At 62.2% G+C, this 22,304-nt stretch carries 23 protein-coding genes; 18 read left to right on the forward strand and 5 right to left on the reverse strand.

All coding sequences use genetic code 11. The features are described from left to right. The first annotated feature begins 1 nt into the window (after position 1). From murJ to trmB, 17 genes are all read left to right on the forward strand, one after another. A complete protein-coding gene (gene murJ, locus DFR48_RS06305) occupies positions 2–1,612 on the forward strand; it encodes a murein biosynthesis integral membrane protein MurJ (protein WP_114362350.1) in 1,611 nt (536 codons plus the stop codon). Beyond that, positions 1,609–2,016 (forward strand): VOC family protein, encoded by a 408-nt coding sequence (locus tag DFR48_RS06310; RefSeq protein WP_114362351.1) that lies wholly within the window; start codon positions 1,609–1,611, stop codon positions 2,014–2,016. The genes murJ and DFR48_RS06310 overlap by 4 nt, the downstream gene beginning before the upstream one ends. Before the next feature lie 80 nt (positions 2,017–2,096). Further along, positions 2,097–3,161, forward strand: coding sequence for a tryptophan--tRNA ligase (gene trpS / locus DFR48_RS06315; RefSeq protein ID WP_114362352.1), 1,065 nt, complete (start codon positions 2,097–2,099; stop codon positions 3,159–3,161). A 77-nt stretch (positions 3,162–3,238) separates the two neighbouring features. After that, the gene (locus DFR48_RS06320; RefSeq protein ID WP_114362686.1) at positions 3,239–3,730 is read left to right on the forward strand and encodes a universal stress protein; all 492 of its coding nucleotides are present in this window, start codon (positions 3,239–3,241) and stop codon (positions 3,728–3,730) included. 115 nt (positions 3,731–3,845) lie between these two features. Further along, on the forward strand, positions 3,846–4,409 hold the full coding sequence (locus DFR48_RS06325; protein WP_114362353.1) for a NifU family protein: 564 nt from the start codon (positions 3,846–3,848) through the stop codon (positions 4,407–4,409). A 25-nt stretch (positions 4,410–4,434) separates the two neighbouring features. Next, positions 4,435–5,079 (forward strand): tRNA (adenosine(37)-N6)-threonylcarbamoyltransferase complex dimerization subunit type 1 TsaB, encoded by a 645-nt coding sequence (gene tsaB / locus DFR48_RS06330; RefSeq protein WP_114362354.1) that lies wholly within the window; start codon positions 4,435–4,437, stop codon positions 5,077–5,079. Between the two features lie 7 nt (positions 5,080–5,086). Then, complete coding sequence (locus tag DFR48_RS06335; protein ID WP_114362355.1) at positions 5,087–5,584, forward strand: GNAT family N-acetyltransferase; 498 nt, start codon at positions 5,087–5,089, stop codon at positions 5,582–5,584. A gap of 41 nt (positions 5,585–5,625) precedes the next feature. Beyond that, on the forward strand, positions 5,626–6,054 hold the full coding sequence (locus DFR48_RS06340; RefSeq protein WP_112685669.1) for a Fur family transcriptional regulator: 429 nt from the start codon (positions 5,626–5,628) through the stop codon (positions 6,052–6,054). A 30-nt stretch (positions 6,055–6,084) separates the two neighbouring features. Continuing rightward, positions 6,085–6,882, forward strand: a complete 798-nt coding sequence (olsA, locus tag DFR48_RS06345) for a lyso-ornithine lipid O-acyltransferase (protein ID WP_114362356.1) — start codon at positions 6,085–6,087, stop codon at positions 6,880–6,882. Positions 6,883–6,930: 48 nt separating this feature from the next. Continuing rightward, entirely contained in the window at positions 6,931–8,322 is a 1,392-nt protein-coding gene (miaB, locus tag DFR48_RS06350) for a tRNA (N6-isopentenyl adenosine(37)-C2)-methylthiotransferase MiaB (RefSeq protein WP_114362357.1), read from the forward strand. Between the two features lie 47 nt (positions 8,323–8,369). Then, positions 8,370–9,425 (forward strand): PhoH family protein, encoded by a 1,056-nt coding sequence (locus DFR48_RS06355; protein ID WP_114362358.1) that lies wholly within the window; start codon positions 8,370–8,372, stop codon positions 9,423–9,425. An 88-nt stretch (positions 9,426–9,513) separates the two neighbouring features. Next, positions 9,514–10,020, forward strand: a complete 507-nt coding sequence (gene ybeY / locus DFR48_RS06360; RefSeq protein WP_114362359.1) for an rRNA maturation RNase YbeY — start codon at positions 9,514–9,516, stop codon at positions 10,018–10,020. A gap of 12 nt (positions 10,021–10,032) precedes the next feature. Beyond that, a complete protein-coding gene (locus tag DFR48_RS06365; protein WP_114362687.1) occupies positions 10,033–11,127 on the forward strand; it encodes a hemolysin family protein in 1,095 nt (364 codons plus the stop codon). Positions 11,128–11,215: 88 nt separating this feature from the next. Beyond that, positions 11,216–12,805: an apolipoprotein N-acyltransferase gene (gene lnt / locus DFR48_RS06370; protein ID WP_114362360.1), complete on the forward strand. Its 1,590-nt coding sequence runs from the start codon at positions 11,216–11,218 to the stop codon at positions 12,803–12,805. Between the two features lie 150 nt (positions 12,806–12,955). Continuing rightward, positions 12,956–13,375, forward strand: a complete 420-nt coding sequence (locus DFR48_RS06375; protein ID WP_112685657.1) for a helix-turn-helix domain-containing protein — start codon at positions 12,956–12,958, stop codon at positions 13,373–13,375. A gap of 171 nt (positions 13,376–13,546) precedes the next feature. Continuing rightward, on the forward strand, positions 13,547–14,785 hold the full coding sequence (metK, locus tag DFR48_RS06380; protein ID WP_114362361.1) for a methionine adenosyltransferase: 1,239 nt from the start codon (positions 13,547–13,549) through the stop codon (positions 14,783–14,785). An 8-nt stretch (positions 14,786–14,793) separates the two neighbouring features. Further along, positions 14,794–15,495: a tRNA (guanine(46)-N(7))-methyltransferase TrmB gene (trmB, locus tag DFR48_RS06385; protein ID WP_114362362.1), complete on the forward strand. Its 702-nt coding sequence runs from the start codon at positions 14,794–14,796 to the stop codon at positions 15,493–15,495. Between the two features lie 3 nt (positions 15,496–15,498). Here trmB and DFR48_RS06390 read toward each other — a convergent pair whose 3' ends face one another. Then, the gene (locus tag DFR48_RS06390; RefSeq protein WP_112685651.1) at positions 15,499–15,756 is read right to left on the reverse strand and encodes a BQ00720 family protein; all 258 of its coding nucleotides are present in this window, start codon (positions 15,754–15,756) and stop codon (positions 15,499–15,501) included. A 48-nt stretch (positions 15,757–15,804) separates the two neighbouring features. After that, positions 15,805–16,230 (reverse strand): Hsp20 family protein, encoded by a 426-nt coding sequence (locus DFR48_RS06395; RefSeq protein WP_114362363.1) that lies wholly within the window; start codon positions 16,228–16,230, stop codon positions 15,805–15,807. Between the two features lie 160 nt (positions 16,231–16,390). Here DFR48_RS06395 and DFR48_RS06400 point away from each other — a divergent pair, with 160 nt between their 5' ends. Continuing rightward, positions 16,391–17,335 carry a nucleoside hydrolase gene (locus DFR48_RS06400; RefSeq protein ID WP_114362364.1) on the forward strand — a complete coding sequence of 315 codons (945 nt, stop codon included), beginning with the start codon at positions 16,391–16,393 and terminating at the stop codon, positions 17,333–17,335. Positions 17,336–17,397: 62 nt separating this feature from the next. On the opposite strand, the gene DFR48_RS06405 is transcribed toward DFR48_RS06400, so the two are convergent. The 3 genes from DFR48_RS06405 to DFR48_RS06415 form a co-directional block, all read right to left on the reverse strand. Next, positions 17,398–19,710 carry a methyl-accepting chemotaxis protein gene (locus DFR48_RS06405; RefSeq protein ID WP_114362365.1) on the reverse strand — a complete coding sequence of 771 codons (2,313 nt, stop codon included), beginning with the start codon at positions 19,708–19,710 and terminating at the stop codon, positions 17,398–17,400. A 237-nt stretch (positions 19,711–19,947) separates the two neighbouring features. Then, a complete protein-coding gene (locus tag DFR48_RS06410) occupies positions 19,948–20,847 on the reverse strand; it encodes a ribokinase (protein ID WP_114362366.1) in 900 nt (299 codons plus the stop codon). Positions 20,848–20,896: 49 nt separating this feature from the next. Continuing rightward, positions 20,897–22,123, reverse strand: a complete 1,227-nt coding sequence (locus tag DFR48_RS06415) for a DNA recombination protein RmuC (RefSeq protein WP_114362367.1) — start codon at positions 22,121–22,123, stop codon at positions 20,897–20,899. Between the last annotated feature and the right edge of the window lie 181 nt (positions 22,124–22,304).

Genomic DNA, 22,304 nt, shown 5'->3' on the forward strand with positions numbered 1-22,304 from the left:
CATGGGGCTCGTCAAGAAGTTTGCCACCGTCGGCGGCGCGACACTGGGCAGCCGCCTCTTTGGCTTCGCACGCGAGACACTGATGGCCGCGGCTCTCGGCACGGGACCGATGGCCGACGTCTTCTACGCGGCGTTCCGCTTCCCGAACCTTTTTCGCCGGCTTTTTGCAGAAGGGGCCTTCAATGCCGCCTTCGTGCCGCTCTTTGCCAAGGAGATCGAGGCGAACGGGGTGGATGGCGCCAAGCGTTTCTCCGAGGAGGTCTTCGGGGTTCTGTTCACCGTCCTGATGATCCTGACGATCGGTATGGAACTCGCCATGCCGCTCCTCGTCTCGTGGATCATCGCGCCGGGTTTCGCCGACGATCCGGAGAAGCTGTCTATTACCGTCAGGCTTGCTGCGGTGATGTTTCCCTATCTCATGTCGATGTCGCTGACGGCGATGATGAGCGGCATGCTGAACTCGCTGCACCACTTCTTCGCGGCGGCCGTCGCCCCGATCTTTCTCAACGTCGTCATGATTGGCGCGTTGTTCTACGCGCTTTACACCGGCGCGGAGCCTGCCCTGACGGCGTGGTATCTCTCCTGGTCGGTGCTCGCCGCCGGTGTCTTGCAGTTGGCCGTCGTCTATGGCGGCGTGCGCCATGCCGGAATTTCCATCGGGTTGAGGTTTCCGCGCTTCACGCCCAACGTGAAGCGGCTTCTGGTGCTCGCCATCCCGGCGGCGGTGACGGGTGGTATCACCCAGATCAACCAGATCATCGGCCAGGCGATCGCCTCCGGGAAGGAAGGCGCTATCGCCGCCCTCCAGTATGCCGACCGCATCTATCAGCTTCCACTCGGCGTCGTCGGCGTGGCGGTCGGGGTCGTCCTGCTTCCGGAACTCGCCAGGGCACTGAAGGCCGGCTATATGAAGGAGGCGACCTATATCCAGAACCGGTCGATCGAATTCGTGCTGTTCCTCACCCTTCCTGCGGCGGCCGCGCTCTGGGTTCTCTCCGACGAAATCATCCGCGTGCTCTACGAGCGCGGCGCCTTCACCGAACAGAACACGGCGGTCGTCGCCTCGATCCTCGCGATCTACGGCCTCGGGCTTCCGGGCTTCGTCCTGATCAAAGCCCTGCAGCCGGGCTTCTATGCACGGGAGGATACGCGCACACCGATGCGGTTCACCGGGGTTTCGGTCGTTATCAACTCCGCGCTCGCCATCTCGCTTTTCCCCTTCATCGCCGAGCGCGGGATTGCGACGGCCGAAGCCGCCGCGGGCTGGGTCAATACCTGCCTCCTGTTTACAACGCTTCTTCGCCGTGGAAACCTCGTGTGGGACTGGGCGCTCGCGAAAAGGGCGGCGCGGCTCGTCGTCGCCTCCGCGGTCATGGCCGGCGTGCTCGTCTATCTCTCCGACCGCTGGAGCGGCTGGCTGCAGCCAGAGACACAGCTTTTGACGCAGGTCGCGGCGCTCGGCGCGCTGATTGCCGTTGCGATAGTCGTCTATTTCGGCCTTGCCTTCGCCATCGGCGGGGCCGATCTCGGCATGATACGGCGCAATCTCCAGCGCGGCGCCCGGAGTTCCGCCCAATCGTCCGAAAGCCTGCCTTCGGATGGCGAGCAATGACCCGTTCAGCGCCCCGGCGTCGCCTCGCTACGGTCGCACTGGTGGTCGATGATTACGACCGCGCCAAAGCCTTCTACTGCGATGTCCTCGGCTTCGAGTGCCTTGCCGACAGCAGTTTGGAGGGGGACAAGCGCTGGCTCGTCGTCGCGCCGAAAGGAGCGGCCGGTGCCGCCCTGCTGCTCGCCCGGGCAGACGGCGAAGCACAGATGCAGGCGATTGGAAACCAGACGGGCGGCCGGGTCGCGTTCTTCCTGGAGACCGACGACTTCGCACATGACCACGCGACCTTTCTTGCAAATGGCGTCCAGTTCCTCGAAGAGCCTCGACGCGAGGTCTATGGGACAGTCGCCGTCTTCGCGGACCTCTACGGAAATCGCTGGGACCTGATCGAACCCGCCCCTTGATTGTCGTTCGGGCCGCGTGCATAAGCGCGAGCGAGTTTCAATAGCGGGGCCGGGCCCTCCACAAGCCTGTGAGGACGATTATGGGCGAATTCAAGCATCTGGTTTTCTCCGGGGTTCAGCCGACCGGCAATCTTCATCTCGGCAACTACCTGGGCGCGATCCGCAAGTTCGTCGCGCTTCAGGAGAGCCACGATTGCATCTACTGCGTCGTCGACCTGCATGCGATCACGGCCCAGCTCGTCCATGACGACCTGCCGGGTCAGATCCGCTCGATCACGGCGGCCTTCATCGCGGCCGGTATCGATCCCAAGCAGCATATCGTCTTCAACCAGTCGCAGGTTCCCCAGCACGCCGAACTCGCCTGGATCTTCAACTGTGTCGCGCGCATCGGCTGGATGAACCGCATGACGCAGTTCAAGGATAAGGCAGGCAAGGACCGCGAGAATGCCTCGCTCGGTCTGCTCGCCTATCCGAGCCTGATGGCCGCCGACATCCTCGTCTACCGCGCGACCCATGTCCCGGTCGGTGACGACCAGAAGCAACACCTCGAGCTGACGCGCGACATCGCCATGAAGTTCAACATGGACTTCATGGCGAAGATCCGCGCGGCTGGCCTTGGGACCGACATCGTCGTGGGCGACGAGCCGGTTCACGCCTATTTCCCGATGGTGGAGCCGATGATCGAGGGGCCGGCGCCGCGCGTCATGAGCCTCAAGGACGGCACCAAGAAGATGTCGAAGTCGGATCCCTCCGATCTCTCGCGCATCAATCTGCTGGATGACGCCGAAACCATCTCGAAGAAAATCCGCAAGGCCAAGACCGATCCGGACGCATTGCCGAGCGAGGTCGAAGGGCTGAAGGGCCGTCCCGAAGCCGACAATCTCGTCGGCATCTTCGCGGCACTTTCCGACCGCTCGAAGGCGGACGTCCTGAAGGACTTCGGCGGACAGCAGTTCTCGGTCTTCAAGCCGGCTCTCGTCGATCTTGCCGTCGAGGTGCTCGCGCCCGTCAACGGGGAAATGCGCCGGCTCATGGGCGATCCCGGCTACATCGACAGCGTCCTGCGTGACGGTGGCGCTCGCGCCGGCGCCCGGGCCGAAAAGACCATGAAGGAAGTCCGCGACATCATCGGCTTCGTGCAGTAAGGTCGCGAACGAGCCGGGCAGGGCGGCCGGAACCTGTCTGTGGGCGGATCAACGCAGTCCGGCGGCGGGGGATGCACATGGTTTCGACGCGCCTGTCACGCCTTGAGGGACACCGGCGAAAGTTTCTGGCGGTCATCGACAATACGCCGGAATGCTACCGGGCACTCCACTATGCCGGACGGCGCGCGAAGAACTCGAACGGCGGTCTCGTCCTGCTCTACATCATTCCCGAGGGCGACTTCCAGCAGTGGCTCGGCGTCGAGGAAATCATGCGTGCGGAGGCGCGCGAGGAGGCCGAGGCGACGATGGCCAAGGCCGCTCAGACGGTCCGGGAGACCATCGGGACGGAGCCGGAGATCGTCATCCGCGAGGGAGGTCCTGCTGCTCAGATCAATGCGGTGATCGAGGAGGACCGGGACATCGCGATTCTCGTTCTGGCCGCCGGTTCGACAAAGGAAGGGCCGGGGCCACTGGTTTCCATGATCGCCGGGCGCGGCGCGGCCTTTCCGATTCCGGTGACCGTGCTCCCGGATTCCCTGACCAACGAGGAAATCGACGCCCTCTGCTGAACCAGGGATAAGTTGCGGCGATGCCATTCGTGCTTGAAGCGGAAGCCGATTGGCCCTATTTCCTTTTGAAGAATTCTAAAACTCGATGGCGGCCTGCGGCCGTTAGGAGGAAGCAATGTTCATCCAGACCGAAGCCACGCCGAACCCGGCGACCCTGAAGTTCCTTCCGGGCAAGGTCGTCATGGAAACGGGAACGGCCGAATTTCGGGATGCCGAGGGCGCGAGCGCCTCGCCGCTCGCCGTCCGTCTCTTCGATATCCCGGGCGTGACCGGCGTCTTTTTCGGTTACGATTTCATCACCGTCACCAAGGACGGTCCGGAATGGCAGCATCTCAAGCCGGCGATCCTCGGCACGATCATGGAGCACTTCATGAGCGGTGCAAAGGTGATGGCGGCGTCCGCTGCGTCTGCCAACGATGCGGACGGCGAAGAGTTCTTCGACGCCGCCGACGAGACCATTGTCGCGACGATCAAGGAACTCCTGGAGACGCGGGTTCGTCCGGCCGTTGCCCAGGACGGAGGCGACATCACCTTCCGCGGCTTCAAGAACGGCAAGGTGTACCTGAACATGAAGGGCGCCTGCTCGGGATGCCCGTCCTCGACCGCGACGCTGAAGCATGGCGTGCAGAATCTTCTGAGGCACTTCATCCCCGAAGTTCAGGAAGTCGAGGCGGTCTGACACCGCGCGGTCTTGGGGGTGATGCATGATCGTTCTTGCAATCGACACGGCGGGCGTGGACTGCTCGGCTGCCGTCTACGATAGCGACAAGGCGGCCGTGCTCGGTGCGGCGACTGAAACGATCGGTCGTGGGCACGCCGAAAAACTCATGGAAAAGATCGACGCGGCGCTTGCTGCGGCCGGCCTTCCCCTGGAGGCGGTCGAGCGTCTTGCCGTCACTGTCGGCCCCGGGTCCTTTACCGGTATCAGAGTTGGTGTCGCCGCCGCGCGGGGACTGGCGCTTGCGCTCGGAATCCCCGTCGTGGGCGTGTCGACGCTTGCGGTGCTTGCGGCCGTGGAGACGGACAGCTCCCCCGTTGTCGCGGCGGTCGATGCCAAGCGTGGCGAAGTCTATGCTCAGGCCTTCGCCAACGGCAACGCGGTGACCGAGCCGATGCTCGGGAGCATCGGAGACGTGCAAGATCTCGTCCGGAGGCTCGGCGCCCATGTGACGGGCTCTGCTGCTTCGCTGCTTGCGGGCGAAGCCGTCGAGACGCCTCCGGACCACTTCCCGATCGCGATCATTGCCAGACTGGGGGCGGCGAGCGATCCGGCGGGAAAGCCGAAGCCGCTTTATCTCCGTGGGCCGGATGCCAAGCCTCAGGCCGGATTTGCAATTGCACGAGTGTGACGACGTAATGCGCGAAGCCTATTTCACCCGCAAGCCCGAATTCGAAATCATCGAGATGACGCGCGAGCATTGTGCCGCCGTTTCGGTTCTCCATGGCCAGCGTTTTGCACGCCCCTGGGGGGATGGAGAGTTCCTGAGCCTGCTTCTGCAGCCGCACACGTTCGGCTTCGTGACGTGGCAGACGAATACGCTTATCTTCAAGCCTCCGCTCGCCGGTTTCGTTCTGGCGCGCGAGACTGCGGGGGAGGCGGAAATCCTGACGATCGCCGTCAACGAGAAGCTTGGTCGCAACGGCCTTGGCTGGCGCCTGATGCAGGCGGCGATCCGCGAGGCCGGTGCCCGCGGAGGCGAGGCGATGTTCCTGGAGGTGGACGACGGCAACGCCGCCGCACTCGGGCTCTACAACAAGCTTGGCTTTCAGAAGGCTGGCGAACGGCCGGCCTATTACACCGATGAGCAAGGTCGCCGGTCCTCCGCGCTTGTCATGCGGCGTGATCTCCGATAGTTGCCTTGCTTTACCTTTGAACGCCGGACTTGCATGCTGCCATGAGCGAACCCGTCAAATCGCTTCAAGATCTCTGTGTCGAGCGCGGCATGCGCATGACCGAACAGCGGCGCGTCATCGCCCGGATTCTCGAGGAGTCTGACGATCATCCGGACGTCGAGGAGCTTTACCGGCGTTCGTCCGCGGTGGACTCTCGCATATCGATCTCGACGGTCTATCGTACCGTCAAGCTGTTCGAAGACGCGGGCATCATCGCGCGGCATGATTTCCGCGATGGCCGCTCCCGCTACGAGACGGTTCCGGAAGAACATCACGACCACCTGATCGACCTGAAAACCGGCAAGGTGATCGAGTTTCATTCTCCCGAGATCGAAGCGCTCCAGGAACGGATCGCCCGCGAATACGGTTTCCGTCTCGTCGATCATCGCCTCGAGCTCTATGGCGTCCCCCTCAAGAAGGACGACGGCTGACGCCATGACCCGGCTTCCGGAGAAGCGGTTTTGATCACCTCGTTACGGATCGGGTTCCTCCTCTTCGTGATCGCGGCCTCGACTCTCCTGCTGGCGCCGGTCCAACTGGCAGGCCTCGCTTTCGACTGGCGGCTGCGTCGCCGGCTTCCACGTCTTTGGCATCGCATCGCCTGTCGGATGCTCGGCATCCGCATTCACGTCCACGGTCGCCTCGACAACCGCAGGCCCTTGCTGATCGCTGCGAACCACGCCTCCTGGAAGGATATACTCGTACTCGGTGCTGTTGCCGACGTCGTCTTCATCGCCAAGAACGAGGTGAAGACGTGGCCGGTCTTCGGCCTGCTCGCTCGGCTACAGAAGAGCATCTTCGTCGTGCGGGAGGAAAAGCGGCGTACCGGTGACCAGGTCAACGAGATCGCCGAGCGAATGGCCGACGGCGAAATTGTTGTGCTTTTTCCCGAAGGCACCACGTCCGATGGAAACCGGCTTCTCGAGATGAAGAGTTCGCTGTTCGGTGCTGCCGCGGCGGCCCTGCCGCTCGCTCCGCAGGGTGTCGTTCATGTGCAGCCGGTCGCGATCGCCTATACCCGCGTCTATGGTCTGCCGATGGGGCGTTACCATCGTCCGCTCGCAGGATGGCCGGGTGACGTTCGGCTGCTGCCGCATCTGATCGGTGTGCTCAAGGCGGGCGCGCTCGACGTCGACGTGAGCTTCGGCGAAACGGCAGAATTTCGCGAGGGCGACAAGCGCAAGCAACTGAGCGCGCTTATGGAGGGTCGTATCCGAACGATGCTGCTCGACCACCTGCGCGGCCGGCATCCCGCCTGAGCGCATTTTAGGGTTTAAACAGGCACCGAAAGCCACTAGATAGCGGCCATGAACCAGAACAGCGCAGTATCACCGGAAACAGAACTCGGTCAGCCCGGCCCATCCCGGAAGGTCTTCATCAAGACCTACGGGTGCCAGATGAACGTCTATGACTCCGGCCGTATGTCCGAGGCGCTGGCCGGCGAAGGCTATGTGGCGACCGACGACATGCAGGAGGCCGATCTCGTTCTCCTCAACACCTGCCACATCCGCGAGAAGGCCGCTGAAAAGGTCTATTCGGCGCTCGGTCGCCTGCGCGACATGAAGAACGAGAGGCAGGCCGAAGGCCGGGAGTTCATGATCGGCGTCACCGGCTGCGTCGCGCAGGCCGAAGGTGAGGAGATCATCCGGCGCGCGCCGTCTGTCGATGTCGTGATTGGGCCGCAGACCTATCATCGCCTTCCCGAGGCATTGAAGCGCGCCCGCTCTGGGCAGTCGGTTGTGGACACGGAATACGCGGTCGAAGACAAGTTCGAGCACCTTCCGGACCAGTCGAAGACGGCGTCAACCAAGCGCAACGTCACCGCCTTCCTGACGGTTCAGGAGGGTTGCGACAAGTTCTGCACCTTCTGCGTCGTACCCTATACGCGTGGGTCCGAGATATCTCGCTCGCTGGAACAGATTGTACGCGAGGCCGAAAAGCTCGTTTCGGCCGGCGTGCGGGAGCTCACCTTGCTCGGGCAGAACGTCAATGCCTGGCACGCGGAGGGAGAAACGGGTGAGCAATTGGGGCTTGGCGATCTGCTCTACCGCCTTTCCGATATTCCCGGGCTGAAGCGCCTGCGCTACACGACCAGCCATCCGCGCGACATGGATGACCGCCTGATCGAAGCGCATCGCGACCTCGACATGCTGATGCCGTATCTGCACCTGCCGGTTCAGTCCGGGTCGGACCGGATACTGAAGGCGATGAACCGGCGTCACAAGGCTGCCGACTACATCGCGCTCGTCGAGCGTATCCGCGCCGCGCGTCCGGACATCGCCCTTTCTGGGGATTTCATCGTCGGCTTTCCGGGCGAGACGGAGGAGGATTTCCAGGCGACCCTGCGGCTCGTGGAGACAGTCGGATATGCTCAGGCGTTCTCCTTCAAATACTCGTCGCGACCGGGCACGCCGGGAGCCGACATGCCGGACCACGTGCCGGACGAGGTAAAGGCCGAACGGCTCGCGCGGCTGCAGGAACTGCTGCTCAGCCAGCAGCATGCATTCGCCAGATCCTGTGTCGGCAAGACGATCGACCTTCTGCTTGAAAAGCCGGGGCGGCTCCCCGGACAGCTCATCGGCAGGTCGCCCTGGCTGCAATCGGTGAATGTTGATGCAAAAGACGTGGAGATCGGTGACACTATCAAGGTACGAATCACCGGAACCGGCCCAAACAGCTTGTTTGCCGAGGTGGCATAGAGTTAGAGTGAGGGCTTGATACTCATCCTCATGGGAGTCTGACCCGCTTGAACGAACAGGAATTGGTTTCTTCACCCTCGCGCCACTCACGGGCTGCTGCGACCGACGCCAATCATTTCATCTTGACGTTCGAGAACAACCGCTTCGCCAGCGAACTCTTCGGGCAATTTGATCAGAACCTAAAGCTTCTCGAGGAGCGGCTGCACATCGATGCCAGGGCCCGCGGCAATACCGTCGCGATTTCCGGCGACTTGCAGGCGACGAACCAGGCGCGGCGTGCCCTGGATTTCCTCTATGCCCGGCTTCAGAGTGGTGGAAGCGTCGAGAGCTCCGATGTCGAGGGCGCGATCCGGATGGCGGTCGCCACCGACGACCAGCTGACGCTGCCTACCCTCGAGCGCAAGGCGAAGCTCACCATGTCGCAGATCGCCACGCGCAAGAAGACGATCGCCGCGCGCACCCCCACGCAGGACGCCTACATGCGGGCGCTCGAGCGGTCGGAACTCGTTTTCGGCGTCGGCCCGGCCGGCACCGGCAAGACCTATCTTGCCGTCGCCCACGCGGCGCAACTGCTGGAGCGCGGTCTCGTCGACCGTATCATTCTCTCGCGCCCGGCCGTCGAGGCCGGAGAGCGGTTGGGCTTCCTGCCCGGCGACATGAAGGAAAAAGTGGACCCGTATTTGCGGCCGCTCTACGATGCGCTCTACGATATGATCCCCGGCGACAAGGTCGAGCGGGCGATCACCGCTGGCGTCATCGAGATCGCCCCGCTCGCCTTCATGCGTGGTCGCACGCTGTCGAATGCGGCCGTCATTCTCGATGAGGCCCAGAATACCACCTCGATGCAGATGAAGATGTTCCTGACGCGTCTCGGCGAGAATGCCCGGATGATTGTCACGGGCGATCCGAGCCAGGTCGACCTGCCGCGCGGCGTGAAGTCGGGTCTCGTCGAGGCCCTGCAGATCCTGCGGAGCGTTGAGGGAATCTCGGTTATTCGCTTCAAGGACGTCGACGTCGTCCGGCATCCGCTGGTGGGCCGGATCGTGCAGGCCTATGACGCGCAGTATGCAGTCCAGGACGAAAGTGAGCAAACCGACCGCTAGTCTGGCGATCCTTGAAGCTCGCGACGGCGTTGCGGCCGGCATGCTCAAGCGAGCTTCGGAAAGACGACGCGAGCGCGACTGGAAGAAGATGCAGGAACTCGACATACAAATTTCCATCGAGGATGATGGTTGGCCGCCGGAGCCTGCGTTGCAGGCCCTCTGCGAGAGAGTTCTCGGGGCAGCGGCTGACTATCTCGCCGGCTACGAGGGACAGCCTTTCCCGGACATGGTTCCCGAAGTGTCGCTGGTCTTCACCGACGATGCGGCAATCCGCGAGATCAATGCGGAGTGGCGAAATCAGGACAAGCCGACCAATGTCCTTTCCTTTCCCGCGTTTCCCCTCACTCCTGGGGGGGTGCCCGGACCGATGCTTGGGGATATTGTAATCGCCAGACAGACGGTGGAGCGCGAGGCGGATGAACTCTCGAAGACCTTCGAGGAGCACCTCACCCATCTCCTCGTGCACGGCTTTCTGCATCTGTTCGGCTACGATCACATGGATGCGAGCGAAGCTGAGATAATGGAAGGGCTTGAGACTCGCATTTTGGCCTCACTTGGCCTATCTGATCCCTATGCGGGGCAAGACCCGATCTGACAGTATGGAATGATGAGCGATTTTACAGCAAGAACAACCGTCGACACCGCAGAGGGAGACGGCGCCTCAGATGAGGGCGGGAATCCTATAAAGCCTGAGAGTACGGGCAGGGCGCCGACGTCCTTCTGGGCGCGCGCGGCCCGCATTCTCCGGCCCCTTCATGCCACCAATCTGCGGGAAGACCTGACCGACGCGCTTCTGGCGGATTCCGGTGCAAACGAGGCCTTCTCCCCTGAAGAACGGGCGATGCTCCACAACATCCTGCGTTTCCGCGAGGTGCGCGTGGAAGACGTGATGATCCCTCGCGTTGACATAGAAGCGGTAGACCAGAGCACCAGTCTCGGCGAACTGATGGCGATCTTCGAGGAATCGGGTCGTTCGCGCATGCCGGTCTACCATGAGACCCTCGATGATCCCCGCGGAATGGTCCACATCCGCGATCTTCTTTCCTATCTGACCAAGCAGGCAAAGAATGGCGCCGGCGCAGCCGCGCTCGATCTTGGCTCCGTCGACCTTTCGAAAACCGTGGCCGACGCGGCAATCGTCCGGCCGGTCCTCTTCGTGCCGCCCTCCATGCTTGCCTCCGACCTTCTGAACCGGATGCGGGCGGCGCGCACGCAGATGGCGCTCGTCATCGACGAATACGGCGGTACCGACGGTCTCGTCTCGCATGAGGACATCCTCGAGATGGTGGTCGGCGACATCGAAGACGAGCATGACGACGAGCACGACGCGAAGGTTGTCCGTCTCTCCGAGGATGTCTTCGTCGCCGATGCCCGGGTCGAACTCGAAGAGATCGCAGGCGTCATCGGTTCGGACTTCGATGTCCGCGAACAGAGCGAAGATGTCGACACCCTCGGCGGTCTGATCTTTTATGCGCTCGGGCGCATCCCCAGCCGGGGCGAAGCCGTCGAAGTGCTTGCAGGCTTCACGTTCCACATCCTGGATGCCGATCCACGTCGCATCAAGCGGGTGCGCGTCACGCGGAAACGAGCGCAGCACCAGTCTCCGGTTGCCCGTGCCGATGCCGCGCCGACGGTTCAGGCAATGTCGCCCGTCGGATCCGAAGCGACAGCTACACCGGTCGTACCCGATCCAACCCACTGAAGGCTACCTTTCCCGCCCTTCGCGCGACAAACCCACCGAATTTTGGGAGACTGCCGCGGGTTGATTCGCGACAGGGGAAGGAAAGCGCATGGAGCGGCTGGCAGGCAGAATCATGCTGTTCTGGGGAATGACGAGGATCGCGCTGGCGGTGCTCGCAGGCGCGATCGGGGCACTTGCCCTGCCGCCGTACGGATTCGTCGCGGCTCTCTTCATCGCATTTACCCTGCTCGTCTGGCTTCTGGACGGGACGGCGAGCCATCCGGAGAACGGCACGTCTTTCGGCTTGCGGTCCGCCTTCCTTATCGGTTGGCTTTTCGGCTTCGGCTATTTTGTCACCGGCCTCTGGTGGCTTGGCCACGCCCTGCTCCTGGAAGCGGATGAGTTCGCCTGGGCACTGCCGCTCGCGGTTATCGGCTTGCCCGCGGTCCTTGCCGTTTTCTACGGCTTTGCAACTCTCGTAGCGCGGCTCCTCTGGTCCGACGGTTTCGGGCGGATTCTGGCGCTTGCGGCGGGCTTCGGAATTGCCGAATGGCTGCGCAGTTTCGTCGCGACCGGCTTTCCGTGGAACGCGATCGGCTATGGTGCAATGCCGATACCGTTGATGATGCAATCCGTACACGTTCTCGGCCTTTTCGGCGTGACGACGCTCGCCGTTCTCGTCTTTTCGGCGCCTGCCTTGCTCGGCACGCGACGGGGGGCGGTGCCGGGCCTTGCGATCGCCGCGGGCCTGTTCTTGCTCCATCTCGGCTACGGAGCCTATCGGTTGTCTATGCCGGAGGCGGGCGATAGCAAGCAACTGACGGTCCGGCTCGTCCAGCCTGCGATCGATCAGGCGAAAAAGCTTGCAAACGGCGATCGCGAGGCGATCTTCAAGACGCATCTGGAGCTCTCGGTCCTGCCCGTCGCAGAGGGTGGTAAGCGTCCCGATGTCATCGTTTGGCCCGAGACCTCGATTCCCTTCATCCTGACCGAAAACCCGGATGCTCTCACAAGCATCGCCGACATGCTGCAGGAGGGGCAGGTTCTCGTCACCGGCACGGTCCGATCGGAGACGCAAGGGGCCGGCCGTCCGCCGCGCTATTACAATTCGATCTACGTGATCGACGACAAGGGGCAGATTGTCGCCGCCTCTGACAAGGTTCACCTGACGCCATTCGGCGAGTACGTGCCATTCGAGGATGTTCTGAGGCGGATCGGTTTCGACAACCTGATCAGTCTGCCGGGCGGGTTCTCCGCGGCCGCCGATCGCACGATGCTTACGCTGCCCGGCGGCGTAAAGCTCTACCCGCTGATCTGCTACGAGGTGATCTTCCCCGCGGAGATGACGGGCGGCTGGGCGGATGCGGGAGCCATTCTCAACATTACCAACGATGCCTGGTTCGGCCGCACGCCCGGCCCATACCAGCACTTCCTGCAGGCGCGTGTGCGGGCCGTCGAGAACGGATTGCCTTTGATCCGCAGCGCAAACAACGGAATTTCGGCCGTGATCGACGAGCGCGGACGGACTTTTTCCGGTCTTTCGCTCGACGCGCAGGGCGTTGAGGATGCAACCGTAAATATTGATTCAGGCCCTAAATTAGGAAACAACTTCCGAGAGCGCAACTTCTGGGCGATATGGGCAGCTGTCGTCATAGGTGCGGTCTTTTCACGCATGGGTTTTATTTTCGGGAAGAATTGACCAAAAACCCCTAAAAATGCATAGTGGAAGAAACCACCAATCTGTACGTATGCTTCGAGTTCCGTCTGTTGGCCTTACAACGCCTCGTTATGGTTCCCTGCAAGCAAACCGGGTTGTCGGTCCTTTGCCAACTTTTGTCAGGATCACATCATGATCGAGAATAAGAAGAAGCCGAACCCGATAGACATTCACGTCGGAAGCCGGATTCGTCTTCGCAGAACCATGCTTGGGATGAGTCAGGAAAAGCTGGGCGAGAGCCTCGGCATCACCTTCCAGCAGATCCAGAAGTACGAGAAGGGTACCAACCGCGTTGGTGCCAGCCGCCTTCAGAACATTTCGAGCATCCTGAACGTGCCGGTTTCCTTCTTTTTCGAGGATGCGCCGGGTGAACAGGGAAATGTTGCCGCCGGCATGGCCGAAGCGTCGAGCTCCAACTACGTCGTGGATTTTCTGTCTTCGTCGGAAGGCCTGCAGCTCAATCGTGCTTTCGTGAAGATTGCCGACCCGAAGGTCCGCCGCAAGATCGTTGATCTCGTCAAGGCTCTGGCCGCCGAAGCAGACGGCGAGTGATTTCCTTCGTTTTCGGGGGCGATGGGAGGCGGCCCTTCGGGGTCGCCTTTTTTCGTGTCTCGCGAAGTGCTCGGGCGATCACATAAAGATATATTTATGTCGTTGTGCGCTTGTCTTTCGGTCGTGAACTGAATAACAAGAATGCGGCTTGTTCTTTGAGGGGAATCCCGCATGCGCGCTAATTATCTTTTCACGAGCGAATCCGTTTCCGAAGGTCATCCGGACAAGGTTTGCGATCGGATTTCCGACGAAATCGTCGATCTGGTTTACAGGGAAGCGGCAAAGACCGGCGTCGACCCTTGGGGCGTGCGCATCGCCTGTGAAACCCTTGCGACGACCAATCGTGTCGTGATCGCCGGCGAGGTTCGGCTTCCGCCGAGCCTCATGAAGAAGGACAAGAACGGCAACGAGGTCATCAATCCCTCCAAGTTCAAGTCGGCGGCTCGCAAGGCGATCCGTGACATCGGCTACGAGCAGGATGGCTTCCACTGGAAGACGGTGAAGATCGACGTCCTGCTGCACTTCCAGTCCGCCCACATCGCCCAAGGCGTCGACAAGGCGGCCGACCATGCAAACAGCGAAGGCGCGGGCGACCAGGGCATCATGTTCGGCTATGCCTGCCGCGAGACCCCGGACCTCATGCCGGCGCCGATCTACTATTCCCACCGCATCCTGCAACTGCTCGCCGCTGCCCGCAAGAAGGGTGAAGGCGAGGCGGCCAAGCTCGGCCCGGACGCCAAGAGCCAGGTCACGGTACGGTATGTCGACGGCAAGCCGTCCGAGATCGTCTCCATCGTGTTGTCGACCCAGCACCTGGACGAGAGTTGGGACTCCGCCAAGGTCCGCTCCGTCGTGGAACCGTATATCCGTGAAGCGGTCGGCGACCTCAAGATCGCCGACGACTGCAACTGGTACGTAAACCCGACCGGCAAGTTCGTGATCGGCGGCCCGGACGGGGATGCAGGCCTCACCGGCCGCAAGATCATCGTCGACACCTACGGCGGAGCTGCCCCTCACGGTGGCGGCGCCTTCTCCGGCAAGGACACGACAAAGGTCGACCGCTCAGCGGCCTACGCCGCGCGCTATCTCGCGAAGAATGTCGTAGCCGCCGGCCTTGCGGACCGTTGCACGATCCAGCTTTCCTATGCGATCGGCATCGCCCAGCCGCTGTCGATCTATGTCGACCTGCATGGTACCGGCACGGTCAGCGAAGAGCAGGTCGAGGCGGCAATCCGCAAGGTCATGGATCTTTCGCCATCGGGCATCCGCCGTCACCTCGACCTCAACAAGCCGATCTACGCCAAGACGGCTGCTTACGGTCACTTCGGGCGCAAGCCGGGTCGCGACGGCTCCTTCTCCTGGGAGCGCCTCGACCTGGTCAAGCCGCTCAAGGATGCCGTGAAAGCCTGATACTGCCGATGACTTCCCCAGAACGCCGCAGCCGGGCGACCGAAGCATTCTTCGGTCGCCGAAAGGGAAAACCCCTTCGGGAACAACAGCTCGAGCGGATGAGCAGCCTGCTGCCGGCACTGCGGGTCGATCTTTCCGTACCGTCGCCTGAGAGGCTGGGGTCCCTCTTCCCCGTCCCGGTCGACAAGCTGCGTCTGGAAATCGGCTTCGGCGGTGGTGAGCACCTCATACACCGGGCGACAGAAACCTCATCCACCGGCTTCATCGGCGTCGAGCCTTTCGTCAATTCGATGGCGAAGCTGCTGGCCGAGGTCGAGGCCAGGGGGCTTCGCAACATTCGTCTCTATGACGACGACGCGACCGCTCTTCTCGACTGGTTGCCGGATGCATGTCTCGATGAGATCGATCTTCTCTATCCTGATCCATGGCCGAAGAAAAAACACTGGAAGCGGCGGTTTGTATCGCAAGCCAATCTGGCGCGCTTTCATCGCGTGCTGAAACCGGGCGGGCTCTTCTGCTTCGCCTCGGACATCGACAACTATGTCAATTGGACGCTCGTCCACTGCCGCGACCATGGCGGCTTCGAGTGGATTGCGAGAAATGCAGCTGACTGGAAGACGCCGTTCGCCGGATGGCCGGGTACGCGCTACGAAGCAAAGGCCCGGCGTGAGGGCCGGGGTTCGGCCTATCTCACCTTCCGCAAGGTTTGACCGTCAGTGCAGGCTGACGGTCTGAAGCTCGTCCTCTGCGGCCTTGTAGAAGGTGCTGGACCGATTGTCGGTGAGCAGAATGGGGGTGCCGTCGGCACCGAACAACGCCCAGAGATCGAGCCTCGGATCGACCTCAGGAGCCTCGGGAAAGCAGCGCGAAATCTCGTCGAATCGCATTTTCCGGATGTAGCCGACTTCGCCTGTGCCAAGATGCGCCAGTTCGGATTGCGTCAGTCGGGCGTTTGCTTCTCTCAGTAACATTCCGATCCTCCACCGATAAGGGAGCAACGGCTCATCAGGCCGTTGACCCTATTGTGCCGTCGAAATGTTAATTTTCTTCACCACTTGTGCCGGCTCCGGCCGCACGAGATCGATCGACAGAAGTCCATTTTTCAGTGTCGCGCCAAGGACTTCCATGCCCTCGGCCAGCAGGAAGACGCGTTGAAACTGTCGCGCCGCGATACCTCGAAAGAGGAAATCGCCATCCGACCGCTCGGTCTGCTTGCCTCGCGCGATCAGCCTGTTCGCCTGCAGTGAAACGTCGAGCTCGCTTTCGGAGAAACCGGCCACCGCAAGCGTGATTCGCAGTCGCTCCGGGGCACCGCCCGTCTCGCGCAATCGCTCGATATCGTAGGGTGGGTAGCCGTCGTTTGCGCGGGCGATCTGCGTGACAACCGAGTTGTTCGACTCGAAGCCCAACAGTAAGGGGGTTGCGAGTGGTTTCATACGGCTCATTCGTCGTCCTCGTGTCGTCGTCGGCCACCGACAGTCACACGTCTGGGCCGACGCTCCCCATATGGGGTGAGGTCCCATCGACTGCAAGCATGCGTGAGCTTGACAAGGCTTGCCTGCGCGCCCATCACCCGGTGCGATAACGAGCAGAGGTGACCGACGAATGACCGCGCGCAGAAAAATCATCATCGATACGGATCCGGGTCAGGATGACGCCGCTGCGCTCATGCTGGCGTTCGGCAGCCCCGATGAGATCGAGGTGCTCGGGATATGTGCGGTCGCCGGCAATGTGCCCCTCAGGCTGACGAGCCGCAATGCCCGCATCGTTTGCGAATTGGCGGGACGCTCCGACATCGGCGTCTATGAGGGGGCTGACAAGCCGCTCGAGCGGCCGCTGGTGACCGCCGAGCATGTTCATGGCAAGACCGGTCTCGACGGAGCCGTGCTCGACGAACCGACAATGGCCGTTCGCCCGCAGCACGCGGTTGATTTCATCATCGAAACACTGCGTCGCGAGGAGGAGGGGACCGTTACGCTCTGTACGCTCGGACCGTTGACCAATATCGGCATGGCGTTGCGCAAGGCGCCGGATATTGCGCCGCGTGTCCGCGAACTCGTGATGATGGGCGGCGGCTTCTCCGAAGGAGGCAACATCACGCCCGCCGCAGAGTTCAACATCTTCGTCGATCCTCAGGCCGCCGACATCGTCTTCCGCTCGGGTATCCCGATCGTGATGATGCCGCTCGACGTGACCCACCAGCTCATGACGACGAAGGCGAGGGTCGCGCGAATCGCCGCAATCGGCACCCGTCCGGCCAAGGCCATGGTGGACTGGCTCGAATTCTTCGAGCGCTTCGATGTCGAGAAATATGGTTCGGACGGCGGGCCGCTGCATGACCCAACGGTAATCGCGTATCTGCTGAAGCCGGAACTATTTACGGGGCGCAACTGCAACGTCGAGATCGAGACGACCTCCGAACTCACGATGGGCATGACCGTCGTCGATTGGTGGCGTGTCTCCGGGCGCACGCCGAACGCCAGGGTCATGCGTCACGTGGATTCAGACGGCTTCTTCGACCTCTTGACCGAGCGGCTTGCGCGACTCTGAAAGCGAAAAGGCCGCGGACAAAGCCCGCGGCCTTATGGTTTGTAGTACCGTTGCGTCGCGGCTTAAAATTCTTCCCAGCTCTCCTGGACGGCAACAGCTGCCGCGCCACCGCGGACCGCCGGTCTGGCGACACGGGCGGGTTCGCGCGTTGCGACTGCCGGATACGCGGGCGGTGCTATCGTCTCCCGTGCGGCGCCGGAGGTGCGGAAACGCGTCACCAGTGATCTCAGGTTCTGCGCCTCGGTCTTCAATGTCATGCTCGCCGCTGTGGTTTCCTCGACCATGGCCGCATTCTGTTGCGTGACCTGGTCCATCTGGTGGACGGCGGTATTGATCTCCTTGAGGCCCGAGGCCTGCTCCGTCGCCGATGCGGAGATCTCGGCGATGATCGTATTGATCTGCATGACCTGTTCGGCAATCTTGTGCAGCGTATCGCCGGCTTCACCCACAAGGGCCACGCCATCCTTGACCTGGGCGCCCGAGGCCGTGATCAGGGCCTTGATTTCCTTTGCCGCGTTGGCGGAGCGCTGGGCGAGTTCCCGCACCTCCTGTGCCACGACGGCGAAGCCCTTGCCGGCTTCCCCGGCGCGCGCGGCCTCGACGCCCGCGTTGAGCGCCAGCAGATTGGTCTGGAAGGCGATTTCGTCAATGACCCCGATAATGCGGGAGATTTCTCCGGACGACTGCTCGATGCCGTGCATGGACGTGACCGCCCGCTGGACGACCTCGCCGGAGCGCTCGGCATCCTGGCAGGCAAGCTGCACCGTGCGTGCCGCGATCGCTGCATTGTCCGCGCTGGAGTTCACCTGCTCGGTGAGCTGGTTGAGCGCGGCAGCCGTCTCCTCGAGGCTCGCCGCCTGCTGTTCGGTGCGCCGCGAGAGGTTATCCGCGCTGTCGCTGATCTCGGTACTGCCGTTGTTGATCGCTCCGACGCTCACGTTGACGGCGTTGATCGCGTTTTCGAGGCTGGCGACGGCGGCGTTGAAGTCGGCCTTCAGCGCGGCGTATTCGCCAGGGAAATCGGCCTGGATGCGATAGCCGAGATTGCCGTTCGAAAGTTCCGATAGTCCGGTGCCGAGCATGGTGACCACCTTCTGCTGGAGGGAGGCGCTTTCCTCGCGTTCCGCTTCGGAACGGTTGCGCTCGTCCTCTGCTGCCCGGCGCTGCCGCGCTGCTTCGCCCTCGAGTGTCCGCCCTTCGGAAAGACGATGGCGGAAGCCTTCGAGAGCCTTGGCCACAAGTCCCAGCTCGTCGGTACGGTTCTGTCCCTCGACCGCCGTCTCGTAGTTGCCGGCACCGAGACGATCGACGTCTGCGACGATGGCGTGCAGCGGCTTCTGAACATAGGCGCGTGCGGCAAGATAGAGTGCAGCCATGACCGCGCAGAGCACGACAAGGCCGCCGATGATCATCATGACGGTTTGTGCCTCGACCGGCGCGCTGATTGCACTTTCGGGAATGTCGACGATGACCGCCCAGGTGGTGTTTACGCCCGGCACGGCGAAGGGATAGATCAGGCGATCGAAAGGTTCTGCCCCAGCGGCAGAGACGTTGAGCAGCGTCTCGGGCTTGCCTGAGGATAGTGCCGCCTTGAGCTTGTCCGCTCCTTCGCCGTCATAGGGCTTCATCAACAGATCGGCCGACGGAGCCACGAGCCACTGCCCGGTATGCCCGACGAGCATGACCCGGCCGGTCTCGAACGGCTTGAGCGCCTGCAGCTTTTCAGAGAGAGAACCGAGCGAGATATCGACGCCCGTGACGCCGATCATCTTGCCGCCGGAGACCACCGGATAGGCGATCGAACTCATGGTCGTGGGGACTTCGGTTCCTTCTGCCAGATACGGGGCGGTGATGGCGCCCTTGCCGCTCTTTGCGGCGAGGGCAAACCACTCCTGCGTATAGTCGTTGTTGAAGGTGGAAAACTGTACGCCGCCGTCCTGCGTCTTCGACCAGTAGGGCGTGAAAACGCCATTGTCGTTTCCGGCGAGCTCGAGACTCTTGACGGTGTCCTCCTTGCGGCCGTCGAATGCCTGCGCGACTTCGCAGAACCAGCTGCCGAAGGCGAAGGCATTTTGCTCGACGTTGGCTTTCAGAAGATTGATGGCACCCTTGCGATCGAACGACTGCGCTTCATGCCCGCGGCCGAGCACGCCCGCCATCGAGCGAGCGGCGCTGGCGAGCTCGCCGATATCGCCGGCGACCTCATTGGCGATTGCGTTCGCCTGGCTGTCGGCCTGCTCCATCGTCAGCGCCTGGACGCGATCGCGGGTCTGGGAAATGAGAACCAGGTTGGAAAGGGCGAGCACCAGCGCGATGGCGATGCCGGTGACGAGCTGCAGCTTGAAGGCAATGGACTTGGAAATCAGTTTCAACATGACGGCCTCGAACCCGCACGCCGGAGGCCCGGCGCGTTGAATTGGTCATACGGAGGGAATGCTCCTTCATGGAGCGGTGTTTCACTCCGTGCAGCGGCGGCGCCGGAGAAAGCGGTCCGAGAATAAGAATAGAAAGTTTAATGCATATTGAATGAGCGGCCGGTTTTTTCTGACCTCGAACGACAACGCGCGCCGGTGTCGTCACCGGCGCGGACAGGGAGAGATCGGAGACCGGCGTCAGAGCCTGGTGGCAACCTCGTCCGACAGCGGAATCGAAGGCTGTGCGCCCGACTTCAGGCAGGCAAGTGAGCCCGCGACCGCGGCCCGGCGGAGCGCATCCTTGAAGGAGAGACCCTGATCCAGTCCCGCTGCAAAATAGCCGCAGAAGGTGTCGCCGGCACCGACCGTGTCGACAGGCACGATCTTGAGTCCGCTGACCTGGACCAGTTCGCCCTGATGTACCGCAATGACGCCGTCGGCGCCGAGCGTAACGACGAGGGTCTGCCCCGTTTCCTCATGTAGCCGCAGCAGCGCCTTCTCGCGTTCGTCCGCTCCCATGCCATCCCTCGCGGCGAGACGCTCGAATTCCGTTTCGTTGGCGACCACGATGTTTGCCATCCGGCCGAGGCGCGCCGCCTCGGCAGTCAACGGGGCGATATTGATGATCGTGGTGATCTCCCGGTCCCGCGCGCGTGACAGGGCCTCCTCCACGGCCCCGGCCGGAATTTCGAGCTGAAGCATCAGGATGTCGGTCTGCGCCATGGCATCGATCGCGGCCCGCGCGTCCGCCTCGCCGAGCGTGCCGTTCGCGCCGGGTACCACCGCAATCATGTTTTCTCCGTCGCCGCCGACCAGAATGAGCGCGGTGCCCGTCGGAGCTGAGGTCTTGCTGACCGAGGAAAGATCGGTTCCTGCCCGATCGAGGAGCTCCAGTGCCGGAGCGGCGAATGCGTCGCTGCCGACCGCGCCCACCATGCGAACACGTGCGCCGGCGCGTGTTGCGGCAAGTGCCTGGTTTGCGCCCTTGCCACCTGCAGCCGTCGAGAAATCCTTGCCGGCGACGGTTTCTCCGGGCTTCGGGAGCCGTGTCGTCGTGGCAATGAGATCCATATTGATGGAACCGAATACGGTGATCATCGAGTGTTTCCGTCCTTTGGAAGTCTTGAAGGCGAGTTTGGCCCGCGGGTCAGTCTTCGTCAACGACCCGAAGCTTGAGCAGGCCTGTCTTGCTCTCGACCGTGCGTGCCGCACCGCCTTCATCGCCGTTGCCGGACTGAAATTCCAGAGCCTCGATCTTAGCTCCCCGTTTGGTCAGCTTGTCGGCCGACGTGAGGATCATGTCGACGTCTTTCTGGGCGGCCAGGAAATGGCTCTGCAGTTTGCGCGTTCGATCATCGAGGCGTGCGAGGTCCTCCATCAGGTGGATGACCTCGCCCTGGATGAGGTGCGCCTGCTCCCGCATGCGCTGATCCTTCAGGACTGCCTGGATCACCTGGATCGACAGCATCAACAGTGAGGGCGAGACGATCACCACACGCATGCGGTGCGCTTTCTGGACAATGCCCTCGAAGTTCTCGTGGATCTCCGCGAAGATCGATTCCGACGGAACGAAAAGGAAGGCCATGTCCTGGGTCTCGCCGGGAATGAGGTATTTCTCGGCGATGTCCCGCAGATGCACCTCCATGTCTCGACGGAACTGCTGGCTTGCAATCTTCTTCGCCTCCGCCGTTTCCGCGTCACGGATGGCGTTCCAAGCCTCCAGTGGAAATTTCGCGTCGACGACCAGCGGCGGGGAGTCGTTCGGCATGCGGATCGTGCAGTCCGGTCGCGAGCCTGTGGAAAGCGTCGACTGGAAGGCATAGGCACCAATCGGCAGCCCGTCCGCAACGATCGTCTCCATCCGAGACTGTCCGAAGGCACCGCGCGTCTGCTTGTTCGAAAGGATGGCCTGGAGGCCAACGACATCCTTTGCGAGCGACTGGATGTTGTTCTGGGCAGCGTCGATGACCGCAAGGCGCTCCTGCAGCCGGCGCAGGTTCTCGTGCGTGCTCTTCGTCTGCTCGCTGATCGTCGCGCCGATCCTGTGCGACATGCCGTCGAGCCGCTGATTGATGGCCTGATTGAACTCCGACTGTTTCGTGCCGAAAACGTCTGCCATGGCGGCGAGCCGCCCCTGCATTTCCGCCTGCGCACGCAGAAGCTCCGCCATACGGGCCTCGGCAGCCGCCTCTCGCTGGGAGGCCTCCATCTCCATGCGGAGCCGCATCCGGCTGCTCCTCATCGCGGCGATCACCCAGGCTACCAGTGCGGCAAGCACGAAGACCCCGAGGCTCAGCACGAACAGGGGGAAAGAAACGACAAAGTCGCCGATGATGAAGACCGGCGTGCCGGAGAAAGAAGGAGCAGCGTTCATATTGTCCAATCTAGACAGATTCGGTTGTCGATGACAGATCAAAACGGGAACGGAGGTCTGATCACGGGCAATCGCCTGACGAACTTCTGCAGGCCGTGGACGAAGAGCGTTGCACGACGCACCATCAGGTATGCTGTTGATGACATTTTGCTTCGGTCATTCATCCTCCGTTTAGGGTTTT

This window comes from Ciceribacter lividus (assembly GCF_003337715.1).
Classification (GTDB): Bacteria; Pseudomonadota; Alphaproteobacteria; order Rhizobiales; family Rhizobiaceae; genus Allorhizobium; species Allorhizobium lividum.